This window comes from Microbacterium sp. LBN7 (assembly GCF_045690345.1).
GTDB lineage: Bacteria > Actinomycetota > Actinomycetes > Actinomycetales > Microbacteriaceae > Microbacterium.
On the sequence record NZ_CP147856.1, the window covers coordinates 1,138,068 to 1,150,685 of the forward strand.

The 12,618-nt window shown below is 65.9% G+C and carries 10 protein-coding genes; 1 reads left to right on the forward strand and 9 read right to left on the reverse strand.

Annotated features, from left to right (window positions below):
* Positions 1–31: 31 nt before the first annotated feature.
* From LBN7_RS05500 to LBN7_RS05515, 4 genes are read right to left on the reverse strand one after another with little or no spacing between them, the layout of a single operon-like run.
* Positions 32–1,954 (reverse strand): hypothetical protein, encoded by a 1,923-nt coding sequence (locus LBN7_RS05500; protein ID WP_407361211.1) that lies wholly within the window; start codon positions 1,952–1,954, stop codon positions 32–34.
* Between the two features lie 4 nt (positions 1,955–1,958).
* Positions 1,959–2,882 (reverse strand): carbohydrate ABC transporter permease, encoded by a 924-nt coding sequence (locus LBN7_RS05505; protein WP_407361212.1) that lies wholly within the window; start codon positions 2,880–2,882, stop codon positions 1,959–1,961.
* A gap of 29 nt (positions 2,883–2,911) precedes the next feature.
* Complete coding sequence (locus tag LBN7_RS05510; RefSeq protein ID WP_116634267.1) at positions 2,912–3,844, reverse strand: carbohydrate ABC transporter permease; 933 nt, start codon at positions 3,842–3,844, stop codon at positions 2,912–2,914.
* A 59-nt stretch (positions 3,845–3,903) separates the two neighbouring features.
* Complete coding sequence (locus LBN7_RS05515) at positions 3,904–5,160, reverse strand: ABC transporter substrate-binding protein (protein ID WP_407361213.1); 1,257 nt, start codon at positions 5,158–5,160, stop codon at positions 3,904–3,906.
* A gap of 90 nt (positions 5,161–5,250) precedes the next feature.
* Between LBN7_RS05515 and LBN7_RS05520 the strand changes: the two genes are divergently transcribed.
* A complete protein-coding gene (locus tag LBN7_RS05520) occupies positions 5,251–7,629 on the forward strand; it encodes a glycosyl hydrolase family 95 catalytic domain-containing protein (protein ID WP_407361214.1) in 2,379 nt (792 codons plus the stop codon).
* Positions 7,630–8,005: 376 nt separating this feature from the next.
* Here LBN7_RS05520 and LBN7_RS05525 read toward each other — a convergent pair whose 3' ends face one another.
* The 5 genes from LBN7_RS05525 to LBN7_RS05545 all read right to left on the reverse strand — a co-directional run bounded on the left by LBN7_RS05525 (position 8,006) and on the right by LBN7_RS05545 (position 12,597).
* The gene (locus tag LBN7_RS05525) at positions 8,006–8,872 is read right to left on the reverse strand and encodes an NAD(P)-dependent oxidoreductase (RefSeq protein ID WP_341946343.1); all 867 of its coding nucleotides are present in this window, start codon (positions 8,870–8,872) and stop codon (positions 8,006–8,008) included.
* Between the two features lie 4 nt (positions 8,873–8,876).
* Positions 8,877–9,953, reverse strand: coding sequence for a LacI family DNA-binding transcriptional regulator (locus LBN7_RS05530; protein WP_341946344.1), 1,077 nt, complete (start codon positions 9,951–9,953; stop codon positions 8,877–8,879).
* Between the two features lie 144 nt (positions 9,954–10,097).
* A complete protein-coding gene (locus LBN7_RS05535; protein WP_341946345.1) occupies positions 10,098–11,354 on the reverse strand; it encodes a Xaa-Pro peptidase family protein in 1,257 nt (418 codons plus the stop codon).
* A gap of 249 nt (positions 11,355–11,603) precedes the next feature.
* On the reverse strand, positions 11,604–11,993 hold the full coding sequence (locus tag LBN7_RS05540; RefSeq protein ID WP_407361215.1) for a RidA family protein: 390 nt from the start codon (positions 11,991–11,993) through the stop codon (positions 11,604–11,606).
* Between the two features lie 40 nt (positions 11,994–12,033).
* Positions 12,034–12,597 (reverse strand): flavin reductase family protein, encoded by a 564-nt coding sequence (locus LBN7_RS05545; protein WP_341946347.1) that lies wholly within the window; start codon positions 12,595–12,597, stop codon positions 12,034–12,036.
* Positions 12,598–12,618 lie beyond the last annotated feature (21 nt).

A 12,618-nucleotide genomic window follows, 5' to 3' on the forward strand; every position in this document is an offset into this window, starting at 1 on the left:
CTGGATGGCGTACTGCCGGCGATGTCGTCGGTCATGAGGTTGCCCTGCCGGGGCGCTTGTGGGTGGGACGATCGGATGCCGCCACCGTGGTGAGCGTGAGCCGTGCACCGTGGGCGGGAGGCAGCACGACGACGACGTCCGGGACGTCGAGGTCGCGGTGTTCGGAGAAGCGCTCACCGGGAACCGAGGCGAAGGTCGTTGACGCGCCGGGATGCACGCCCCCGCGTTCGCCCTCGCTCGTGACGCCGCTGATCCGCTTCTCGCCGAATCTCGACGGCCGAACCCGTACGCGGCGCGTTCGGGTGTGGGAGGTGTTGACGAGTTCGAGCTCGATCTCGGCTCCGTCGAGTCGGTGCACGAGGGCCGCGACATCCGGCGGCAGACCGGGTCGGGCCGCATCGACATCCTCATAGGCGACGGCCATGAACGGGAGTCCTCCGTTGTAGAGGATCTGCGGCGTCCCGCTGATCAGCTGACCGAGCACCTCGGTGACGACCGGGTTCACACGCTGCCAGAAATGGAGGTGATCGCCGTCGGGATCGAGTTCGTCCGAGTCCATGATCGCGACGCGACGCGCGATCTGACCGAGCGCCATCGACAGTGCCTGCTCGGGGTAGTCGGGGAGCCTGCCGGCGAGGAACTCGAGCCACGGCGCCTCATGTCCCGCCTCCAGCTTGTCCCGGAACGGCATCACCGGATGCTCCGTGCGCGGGTAGCCGTCGATGACGCGGATGAGCCTCTCGAGGTCGGCGGCGTCTCTCGACCACCACCACAACCACGTCGGGAGGTCGAGGGAGAGCGGGCCGTAGTCGAACCAGCCGTCGCGGCCGTAGCGGTAGGGGACGAGAGTCATCGGCTCTGACGCGGCCGAGCCGAGTTTCGCGAGCCAGCTGCCGCGCATGCTGAAGGGCGTCTCGGCGACGGATGCCGTGATCGAGTGGTCGAGCACGGTGTCGAGCGCTGTGCGGGCGAGGTCGAGATATCGGTCGTCGCCGGTGACGAACGACGCGTTGATGCCGCCGATGAGGGCGACCATCCCGACCGAATGCAGACCGTGCGGCCATCCCCAGCCGTAGTGACCGCCGTACCAGCGACCGTCGTGGCGCCCTCCGGTGATCCCCTCCGGCGACACGTTGTCGGGGATGAGCCCGCCGTGATCCGCGGCCCGTCCGATCCAGCCGTCCACGTATCGCTGCACCCAGGAGGCGGCCGCCGGGTCTCCGTCGTAGAGCCACCGGTTGACGACCAGGCTCGTCGATGCGAGATTCACGGGGACATCGCCGATCGCGAGCTCCTGCATCGCACGCCCCATGGTCTCGGCGTTGGCGGGACTCGCGAGATCGTCCCACGTGCGGATCCCGTCGAGGTGCTCGAGCGGCAGCCCGTACGGTCGCATCTCGGGCTGGCTCGCCGAGTACGCCTGCCATTGCCTGCCGAGTCCGGTGAGTGCGCCGAGTGCTCCGTTGTGGGGAGCCCGGATGATGTTCGCGGTCGGGTCGTAGTTGCCGTGCGCGGCATCCGTGTAGAGCTCCGCGAATCGCCGGGCTCGATCCGCGAATCGCACGTCGTCGGGATCGGCAGCGCACAGCGCGTAGAAGAACAGCAGCGACTCGCCCTGATGGAACCAGTCGTATCCGTTCTCGAACTCCCCCGTGAGCATGCCTGCTTCGGTGAGCTGCGCGGTCACGCCCTCCCAGTGCCGCTTCGCGGCGATGAGGATGTCGTCGCTGCCGCCGAGCGCATGGAAGGTCGGCCAGTTGAAGAACGGCTCGTAGAAGTCGTCCACACCGTCTCGACTGTCGAACGAGCCCGACCAGTTCAGCCGGCCGTCACCGCCCGTGTACCTGTCGGAGAAGCTCCTCCAGGCGACCTCGATCTCGTCGAAGACGCGACGCTGGAGGACGGCCCAGGCCGGGATGGCACGGAGCGGCGTCGAGGGGATGTCGATCGTCACGGGGTCAGCCCTTCGTCGCGCCGGCGACGAGGCCGCCGATGATGTGGCGCTGCATGACGATGAAGAACAGGACCGCGGGCGCGACAGCGAGTAGAAGGGTCGGGAAGACCGTCGTGTAGCTCGTCGAGAACTCGCCCACCGCGGCGTAGACCCCGGTGGTGACCGTGTAGATGCCGGAGCTCGGTCCCAGGATGATCTGGGGACTGGCGAAGTCGTTCCACACGCTGATCGAGTTGAGCACGACGACCGTTGCCACCACCGGCTTCATGATCGGGAAGATGCACGACCAGAAGGCCCGGATGCGACCCGCTCCGTCGAGGGAGGCGGCCTCGTCGATGTCCCTCGGCACGGTGCGGAGATAGGCCGCGAAGAGGAAGATCGTCACGGGCAGCGTCGCCGCCGTCTCGAAGAGGAGGAATCCCGGGATCGTGTTGATCAGTCCGAGCAGTCGGAGCACGAAGACGACCGGGATGAGCGTCACCTGCCCGGGGATGAACAGCCCCGAGACGAAGACCAGGAGCAGCCCCAGATGCCATCGGGAGCGACCTCTCGCGATCACGTAGGCGACGGGGGCGGCGAGCGCGATGCCGAAGACGTTGACCAGCACCACGAAGAGCAGCGTGATGCCGTAGGCGCCGATGACGTTGAACTTCTCGCTCGTTATCGCCTCGGCGAGGTACTCGAGAGTGAAGATGCTCGGATCGATCGCGAGAGGCGAGCGGATTATCGCCTCCTGCGGCTTGAACGCGCTGATGATCATGATGTAGAGCGGCACGAGCATCACGAGCGCTCCCGAGCCGAGCAGCACCCATTTGAGGGTGGTGCCCGCACGAGCGAGCGGACCGCGGGATCGGATCCGACGGGGACGGCGACGACGCGGTCCCTCCGGCGGCTCGATCTCCTCGATGATGCCAGCGGATACCGTCATGATCGTCCTCGTCTGCGTGGTGGTCATCATCAGTCCGTCACCTTCTTCTCGGAGCCGCGCCTGGCGAGCGTCACGGCCAGACCGAGGACCGCGGTGACGACGAGGAGGATCACCGACTGGGCTGCGCCGAACCCGAGCTCGGCCTGGGCGAACGAGTCCTTCAGCACCTGGTACACGATCGTCTGCGTCGATCCGGCTGGACCGCCGTCGGTCAGCGCGAGCACGATGTCGTAGACCTTGAGCAGGCCGACGAGCGTCAGGACGAGGTTGACGGTGACGACCGGAGCGATGAGCGGGATGGTGACGTGCCGGAACTGCTGCCAGCGGGACGCGCCGTCCACCGTCGCCGCCTCGTAGAACTCCGCGGGGACGGACTTGATGCCGGCGATGTAGAGGATCATGTTGAAGCCGAAGTGCGACCACACCACCGTGAAGATGACGCTCGCCTTGGCCCATCCCGTGTCGGTGAGGAACGGCAGCGCCGAGATCCCCAGCTGCTCGAGCAGCCCGTTGGTCGCGCCCTGGGGCGCGAGTATCGCCGACCAGAGGAAGCCGATGATGAGGGCGCTGATGATGTAGGGGTAGAAGAAGATCGTCCGCATCACGGTGTTGGCACGGCCGGGTCCGGCGATCAGAGCGCCGACCGCGAGCCCGGCGACGTTGCAGAGCACCGTGCCGATGAGGGCGATGGTCGCCGTGAAGATCGCGGCATCCACCGTTCGCGGATTGCGGAAGGCGGAGAGGTAGTTCTCCACCCCGACGAACGTGAAGTTGAGGCTGTAGCCGTTCCAGTCGGTGAAGCTGAGCACGACGGCGAGGATCATCGGGATGATGAACATCGCGATGAACACCAGCAGTGCGGGGCCGCCCATGATGATGCCGGGCAGCCGGTGGCGCCAGACCTGCGCGGCGCTCCGCGACGCGCGAGCCGCAGTCGGGCGGAATGTGGCACTCACTGCCATGAGGGACCTCCGTCGTCGAGGGGGGACCGGGGGTGCTGCAGCACCCCCGGAGTGGATTGCTAGCGGTTGGCGTCGAACCAGGCGTCCATGGCGGTGAGCACATCCGCAGCCGGCACACCGCCCAGCAGAGCCTGCGTCTGAGCGTTGATCTCGGTCGAGTACCCGCCGGGCAGAACGCGCTCGCCGTAGCCCTCACCGGTCGGGGTGTAGTCGGCGGCAGGCGTGTCTGCGACGATCGCGAAGAGCTCCTCGCCCAGCGCGGTCATGTCGTACTCGTAGCCGTCGCGGAAGTTGCCGTCGACCACGAGCTGATCCATGACCGCGGTCTCATCCGTGGTGAGGTACTCGATCAGCTTCGCCGCGGCGTCCTGATGCTCCGATGACTTCATGATGAGGTACGGGCTCGCGATGTTGGCACCCATCGCGGGGTTGTCCACGCCCGCGACGGCGGGTGCGCGGAAGACGCCGATCTCGGGAGCGTCCTCGGTCTTGGCCTCGGTGCCCGCGAACCAGCTGCCCATCGGGTAGATCGCGCTGCTGCCCGCGAGGAAGGTCTGTTCCGCATCGGGATACTTGACCCCGAGCGCATCCTGGGGGATGTAGCCGGCCTTCACCCAGTCGGCGTACTGCTCGACGGCATCCGCGTACGTGTCGCTGAAGGTGAGCTCACCGCCGTCCATCTCGGCGAACCAGTCCGGGTGCTCCGCGATGATCGAGGGAAGCCCGATCGCCTGGAGCAGGTGGCTGGACATCCAATCGCCGCCGGTCTGGAGGGGAACCCACCCCGCTGCGGACAGCTTGCCCAGTGCGGTGTCCAGCTCCTCGAGGGTGGTCGGGACCTCGGCGATGCCGGCTTCTTCGAACGCGGCCTTGTTGTAGAACATGAGGCTCTGCAACTGGACGCCGATGCCGGCCATGTAATAGGCGCCGTCGATCGAGTACTGGTCGGCGAGAGGGCCTTCCGACGCCCATTCGTACTTCGAGAGGTCGACGAGCTCCGGGGCGAGCTCGAGCGACGGAGGGATGCTCTGCACGATGTCCGGCACGTCGCCGGACGCCAGCAGTCGCGGCACCGCCGCTGTGACTCCCTCGGCACCGGGGTTCTGGATGACGACGTCGATGTCGGGGTTGGCCTCTTCGAAGGGGGCGACGAGATCGTTCCACCACTCCTCGGTCAGATTGGGGGTCACGTTCACGAGCATGCGGATCTCGGTCGCGCTCCCGTCGCCCTGACCTCCGCCCGTGGCACACCCGGCGAGAGCGGCTGTGGTCGCGGTGAGGGCAGCGGCAAGCGCGAGTTTCCGTCGTCTGAGCATCGTCGATCCTTTCAAGAACACATCGTTGTGGAAGAACAGTCATAACATACAGTAATCGATAATCGTTTGTCACTTCGAAGAAGACAGGTCATGGTTCACAGCCTCGAATACTCCCGTCCCGCAGAGACCTTCGACGAGGCCCTGCCGCTCGGCAACGGCCGCCTCGGCGCGATGTGCTCAGGCGACCTCCTTTCCCCTCGCCTGCAGATCAACGACGACACCGCGTGGTCAGGAGGACCGGGCTCCGAACTGCTCGCGCCGGTCGCGGCCGATATCGCGTCCGAAGCGCTCCGTCGCGCGAGAACCGCGGTCTCCGAACAGCGATACGCCGATGCCGAGCACGCACTGCGCGCGCTCCAGCATCGCCACAGCCAGGCCTACCTCCCGTTCGCCGACGTGGAGATCCGCGTCGATCCACCTCCCCACGCATCGACCGACACGGTCGACCACTACCACCGAGAACTGCACCTGCCGACGGCGACTCACACGGCGTCCGGGCGCATCCGCGGCGTCGACCTCACCCACGTCACACGCGTGAGCGCGCCGGATGGCGTCCTGATCCACGACATCACGGCGAGCGAACCGGTCGACATCCGCGTCCGCATGACCAGCGCGCTCCGAGTCCTCGCGAACCGGCGCGGAACGGGAGTCCTCGAGATGCTGCTCCGCATGCCGGTCGACGTCTTCCCACCCCATACGGATGCCGACCGGCCGGTCCGCTACTCCGATGACGGCCGCGAGTCCCTGCAGGGCGCCGCGGTGATCGCCGTGGAGCACGACGGCGTCACGGATGAGTCGATCGCAGAGGCAATCGGGGTGCGATCTGCGACGAGACTGACTCTCGTCCTCGCCACCGCGACCACCTACGCCGACGACGGCCGCGCCCTGCGCGGCGATGCCGAGTCGGCGTCGCGCGAGGCGGGTCGACGGGTCCGCTCCGCACGGGACCGCGGGCTCGATCTCGTGCGGGCCGATCAGGTGGCGGATCACGCCGCGCTCTACGAGAGGACCGTGCTCCACCTCGGCTCCGCGGCCTCCGCGGGCGACACCGGGAGGCGCCTGGAGAACCTCGACGTCGGAGGTGTGCGACTGGAACGCGATCCCGCGCTCGCTGCGCTGCTCTTCAACTACGGTCGGTACCTGCTCATCTGCTCGTCGCGGCCCGGCACGCTCCCCGCCAATCTCCAGGGCATCTGGAACGACAGCATCCGTCCGCCGTGGAGCTGCAACTACACGCTCAACATCAACCTGCAGATGAACTACTGGGCGGCGGATGCCGTCAACCTGGCCGAGACGGCCGAGCCTCTCGATCGCCTCATCGGACGGCTCGCGGAACGGGGCACGGAGACCGCTCGCCGACTGTACGGCGCCGACGGGTGGGTGGCGCATCACAACACCGACGCCTGGGCGTACACGCAGATGATCGGGCACGGCACCCACGATGCCAAGTCGGCGTTCTGGCCCATGGGCGGCCTCTGGCTCGCCCGCCGCTTCATCGATCACGCCTCCTACGGCGATTCCCGCGCGGTGCTCGAGCGACGATTCGGCATCCTGGCGTCCGCGGCACGGTTCGCGCTCGCCATTCTCCGGGCGGCGCCGGACGGACAGCTCGGGACGTCCCCCTCGACGTCCCCCGAGAACGACTTCGTGACCGCTGAGGGTGTGGGTGCCGTCGCGGCATCCGCGGCTCTGGATCTGGACCTGGTGCGCGACCATCTCCGCGCTTTGATCGACGCAGGGCGCGTTCTCGGACGCGCGGACGACGAGGTGGTGCTCGCCGCGATCGACGCCCTCCCCCGCATCCCGGGACCGCGCATCTCGAGCTCCGGCAGCATCGCCGAGTGGGCCGGCGATCTCACGCCGACCGACCCGCATCATCGTCACCTGTCCCCGCTCTACTTCCTCTATCCGGGCCCGGGCTCGAGCGATGCTGCACTCCTCGCCGCGGCCAGTCGATTCCTCGACGAGCGCGGCGACGAATCCACCGGATGGTCGCTGGCGTGGAAGCTCGCGTTGCGAGCGCGGCTGCGGCAGACGGAGCAGATCGATCGGCTGCTGCAGCTGATGTTCCGCGACATGTCGGTCGATCGCGGAACATGGGTGGGCGGTCTCTACCCCAACCTCCTCTCGGCGCATCCGCCGTTCCAGATCGACGGCAACCTCGGCTACCTCGCCGCGGTCGTGGAGATGCTCGTGCAGTCTCACGAGGGCGTGCTCGATCTGCTCCCGGCGGTCCCCCGCTCGTTCGGGCCGGGACGGGTAAAAGGGCTGATCGCGAGACCGGGGATCTCCATCGACATGGAGTGGACTTTCGATGCATCGGGGACGGCGCAGCTCGTGGCCGCCGAGTTCGAGTGCCGCGCGACGGACGCGCTCGGGGCACACATCGTGCTGGCACCCGGCATCACGACCGAGGTCGTCTTCAGATGCATCGGAGATCGGGTGCGACCCGGAGGAGGAATCGTCTGAACGATCCAGGTGCGGAGACGAGGGGATTTGAACCCCTGGTCCCCGTGAGGGGACTCCACCTTAGCAGGGTGGTGCTCCCTCCATGGCTGGCTTCTCGCCCGTCTGCGCGCTTGGCCCCGGATCGCCTTGGGCACCGCATGACAATGCGGATCTACAACCGTTCAACATTGGCTCTCGTGGTTCTCGCCACACTCGCATTGCGCTCTGAGATCGCTGTGCTCGGGACACTCCGGACACTTCCCGGACACTCGTCGAGGCCCAGCATCACACGCGCACCGTCACGGAGCGGCTCTTCGGGGCCATGTCCCGAAGAGAGCTCACGATCGTCGATGCCACGCTCGAACATCCGATATGCAACGCTACAGCTACTCCGCCCTCAGTTCTGTCGGCGCGTGATCTCAGCCATCGCCGACCAGTCCAGCTGCGAAAGTTCGCCGTCCTCAAGAGTCTGCTCGAAAATGTCGGCGAGGACATCCGCCGTAGGAAGGGCAGCCCGATATTCCTGTGCGGCAGACTGCGCCAGAGTGAGATCTTTGAGACCCAGCGCAGCGGAGAATCCGACTGGCCTGTAGCCGCGCTCGGCGATCATCTTGCCGTATCCGGTGTACGCAGTGCCCGTGTAGGCTGCGTCGGTCAGGATCTCGACGAAGACTGAACCGTCCACACCGCCCCGCTCGACGAGGTTGACGGATTCGGCCAGGGCCTGCAAGGTATGGATGAGGTTGTAGTTGACCCCGATCTTGACAAGATTCGCTCGCTCGGGTTCCTCTCCGAGCCGCCAGGTCCGCTTCCCAAGCACAGAAAGGAATTCCTCGGCGCGATTCAGGGCGTCCGACGGCCCAGCCGCGACGATGTTCAGCCCGCCGCTCGCAGCGAGGTGGGGGCGTCCGAGTACAGGGGCAGCGACGTACGCCACGCCGGCCTCGCGGTGCCGCACGACCAGCTCCCGCACGGTGGCGAGGCTCAACGTGGACATGTTGACGTGCACCGCACCGGACGCAGACCGAAGCGCATCGGGAGTGAAGACGGCACTGGCCGCGGCGTCGTTGGCGAGCATGGAGATGGCCACACCCGCACGGAGGGCTTCCGCCGGATATTCCACCGATCGAGCGCCGGCCGCGACTAGCGGCTCTGCCGCTGCACTCGACCTGTTCCAGACGAGCACGGTGTGGCCAGCATCGATGAGGCGGCCCGCCATCGCCGCCCCCATCGTGCCGAGACCGATGAATCCTACGGTAGTCATTAGTTCATCCGTTCGTTGTTCGAGTGTGATCTGGACTGAGAGGGCGCGTGGAGCGGCGCTCGATGAACTCAGGGGCGAGTATGAGTCGGGATTGTGCAGGTCTCACCCCTTCCAGGAGATCGAAAGCGAGGCGAGCGCTTCGTCGCCCGAGTTCGAAACCGGGAAGACGCACTGTCGTCAGCGGCGGATCGATGTGATCGATGAGCGGTGCATCATTGAATCCGACCACGGAGATGTCTTCGGGACACCGCAGGTCGATTGCGCGGATCGCGTCGATCACCCCGACTGCCATCAGGTCGTTATGCGCGAAGATGGCTGTCGGTCGCTCTTCCGGGCGCCTTTGCAGAAGCGCATGCGCGAGCCGTCGCCCCTCGTCGACGGTGCTTTCCGTGGCGCGCACGCCGGTCGAGACGTCGACGACATCGGGATGTTCTTCAACGGCAGCGGTGAAACCCCGCTCCCGGTCGATGAACGACGAGATCTGCGACGTTCCGGGAATCTGCGCGAGACGGCGGTGGCCCAACGCGATCAGATGCTCCGCCGCGAGGCGAGCACCCGCGAAGTCATCCGGAAGCGCTTCCAGGTGGTGGGTGGGGCTGTCGGGCTCGGCAGCGCCGAACCCTCGCACAGCGAGAACGACGGGCACCTGACGCTCGAGGTCGGCGACGAAGTCCCCATCATCAATCTGGGCAGCGCTCAAGATGATGCAGTCCACCTGATTGCGGAGCAGCCGGGTCACGACGCTGCGCAGCGTCTCCGGGTCGTCATGAGTCTCGACGACGAGCGGGGTGTAGGTGCCCCCGCGCGACTCGAACTCGATCCCGCGTAACAGCGAGACCACGAATGAGTTTCCCAGATCTGCGACGACGACGCCGACCGTTCCCGTGCGCCCCGTACGCAGACTCTGCGCAACCGCGTTCGTCCTATAACCGAGCTTTTCGGCGATAGCGCGAACCCGCTCCTTCGTCGCTTCGCTCACGAGGTGCGACTGATCGACGCTCAGCGCACGAGATGCTGTCGCGACGTGGACTCCAGCCTCATGTGCGACGTCTTTCAGATTGGGAGTGCGCGAATCTGCCATGCTCGCACTGTAACGTCGATTCATGTGCTCGTTGGGGACCGACGCCGCGGCGCCGCTGGGGCGATCGACCCCGACTGGGGTGCAGATCCCCCCTCCGCGTACGTCGCGACGCATCGGAGCTGCTGGTCTTCTCTGCTTCTCATGTCAGTAGGGGTTGGCGACCATGAGCTCGTCGGCCGGATACTTCGTGAGAATGACTGGACCGTCCTCGGTCACCACGACCTCTTCCTCGATTCGCGCAGCGGAATAGCCGTCGCTTGCCGGGCAATAGGTCTCGACCGCGAACACCATGCCGGTCTTGATCTCGACTGGTTCGCGATAACTGTTCAGCCGCGAGATCACCGGGCGTTCGTGGAGGCCGAGTCCAAGTCCATGGCAGAACTGCAGACCGAACGCCGAGAGCTCGTCGTCGAATCCCAAGGACTCCGCCGTCGGGAACAACGAAGCAATCTCGTCTGAGCCCACCCCTGGTTTGATCGCTGCGATCGCGTTGTCCATCCACTCTCTGGCACGCGAGTAGGCCGCCTTCTGAGGCCCCGTTGCGCGACCGACACTAAACGTGCGGTAGTAGCACGTCCGGTAGCCGTTGAACGAGTGGATGATGTCGAAGAACGCCTGATCTCCGGGACGGATGATCCGGTCGGTGAAGTTGTGCGGATGCGGGTTGCAGCGCTCTCCCGAGATGGCGTTGATCGCCTCCACCTGATCGGAACCATACTCATAGAGCTTCTTTGCAGCCAGGGCGACTATGTCACTCTCGCGCACGCCGGGCTTCAGCGCCTCGACGATATCGGTGTAGACGCCGTCGACCATCGCCGCCGCCTGATTCAGGAGCATAATCTCATCCGCGCTCTTGATCTCGCGGGCGTCCAACATGTGCTGCTGGGCGTCGACCACTGTGAGTCCCTGTCGCTGCATCTCGAACAGGAATGGCGGCTCGACGATGTCGACCCCGACAGGAGCGTTGTGCAGTCCGAGGTCCTTGAGTATCCCCTTGATCTCGGTCACCGCATCGACCATGAGACCCGCGGTGGGAGCCACCGCTCCACGGAATCCAAGAAAGCCGGGGTGATTGTGCTCCTGCTTCAGCCACGGCGAGTAGAGCTGATGGTGCTTCACGGCAGAACCGAAGTCCCACAGGTGCGGCTCGCCCCCGCGCGTGAGCAGGGCGTACCGGATCATCTTGTCCCCCAGCGCGCCCCCCACCCATGACGAAGTGGTGTAGCGGATGTTGTAGAAGTCGAACAACAGGAAGGCCCCGCATTCGCTCGCCTCGAGGGCTGCTTGGGCACGCTGAAGTCGATAGTCGCGCAGACGGGAGAAGTCGACTCGCATCTCGTAGTCGACTCCCATGTGTCCGGGCGTCAGAAGCGGTCGGGGGGTGTTGGCGGCCTCAGCCATCGGTGACGGCCTCTCTGTTGGGACGGTGGTCGAGATCGACGTTACCGCAAATTCAATCGATTGCATTAAGTCGGAGTCCGATCTCTAAGGGGATCGCAGCCGTTTCCCCACCACGATGGCGAGGAGGCCATCGGAGGGCACAAGACGAGCCCCGAATGGGCGGTGAAGATTCCGCCCAGATTCAGAGCGACGACAGCGCCGGACGAGTGGGTGGCCGCTCACACCGAGAGGCCACCCACTCTCTCCGTCCTATCGGGCGGCGGCGATGCCGTCGATCTCGATCGTGGCGCCGTTGTAGAGGGAATGCACGCCGATGACGGTGCTCGCGGACGGCGTCGTCGTCTTGATGATCCCGTTGCGCGTTTCGCGCCACGTGAATAGCTTCTCCTGGTCGAGCTCCGTGATGTAGACGTTCACGCGCACCAGGTCGTCGTACGTGACGCCGGCAGCGTGCAGGGCACGCTCGAACTCGCCGTAGGTGAGCTCGATCGCGCGCTTGAAGTCGGTGGGGACCGAGCCATCCTCTTCGAATCCGACCTGCCCCGAGATGAAGACGAGCTCGCCCGCGGCGACTCGGGTGCTGTCCGAGATACCGGGAACCACGGGAGCCGGGATGCGAGAGATGCGTTCGTTGGTCATGGTGACTACTCCTTGTTGTATGCGGTTGATTGATCGGGTCTTACTCGTCTCGTCCGTAGACGACGCAGAACGGAACGGACGATGTGGGAAGCGTCGATCGATCCGAGAGCGTGTGCCAACGCCGGTTGTGGTACACGAGCGGCACCGGCTCCTGGTCCACGTCGTCACCGTGCTGCTTGGATTCGATCGCCTCGACGACGATCAGAGTCGATCCGTTCGCGTCTACGCGCTGGACGACTCTGCCGCGCAGCCAGTGCGCACCCGGGTAATAGGGTTCGCCGGAGGGGAGCCGACTCCATTCGATGTCCGGGCCGAATCGGTCGACTCCGCGCTGCGCCCCCAGCTTGGCCAGCGCCACCTGGTCGGCGGCGAGCATGTGCACCACGACCGTCTCCGCTTTGAGGATGGTCGGCGTGCTCGACGAAAGGGCGGAAGCCGAGAAGACGAGAGTCGGCGGGTCGATCGACACGGATGCGACAGAGCTGACGGTCATCGCGACCGGGCCGTCTCCGGCATCGGCGGTGACGATCGCGACGCCCGCCGGGTGCGACCGAAAGGCGAAGCGGAAATCATCGGCGGAAATAGCGGAATGCGTATCAGTCATGGTCATCTTCTCACCGTTCAG

Bases quoted from the DNA above. Each gene is read 5' to 3' on its own strand.
- LBN7_RS05540 (WP_407361215.1), bottom strand. From the start codon at position 11,993: ATGACCAACGAACGCATCTCTCGCATCCCGGCTCCCGTGGTTCCCGGT.
- LBN7_RS05545 (WP_341946347.1), bottom strand. From the start codon at position 12,597: ATGACTGATACGCATTCCGCTATTTCCGCCGATGATTTCCGCTTCGCC.
- LBN7_RS05535 (WP_341946345.1), bottom strand. From the start codon at position 11,354: ATGGCTGAGGCCGCCAACACCCCCCGACCGCTTCTGACGCCCGGACAC.
- LBN7_RS05505 (WP_407361212.1), bottom strand. From the start codon at position 2,882: ATGACGGTATCCGCTGGCATCATCGAGGAGATCGAGCCGCCGGAGGGA.
- LBN7_RS05520 (WP_407361214.1), top strand. From the start codon at position 5,251: ATGGTTCACAGCCTCGAATACTCCCGTCCCGCAGAGACCTTCGACGAG.
- LBN7_RS05510 (WP_116634267.1), bottom strand. From the start codon at position 3,844: ATGGCAGTGAGTGCCACATTCCGCCCGACTGCGGCTCGCGCGTCGCGG.
- LBN7_RS05530 (WP_341946344.1), bottom strand. From the start codon at position 9,953: ATGGCAGATTCGCGCACTCCCAATCTGAAAGACGTCGCACATGAGGCT.
- LBN7_RS05515 (WP_407361213.1), bottom strand. From the start codon at position 5,160: ATGCTCAGACGACGGAAACTCGCGCTTGCCGCTGCCCTCACCGCGACC.
- LBN7_RS05525 (WP_341946343.1), bottom strand. From the start codon at position 8,872: ATGACTACCGTAGGATTCATCGGTCTCGGCACGATGGGGGCGGCGATG.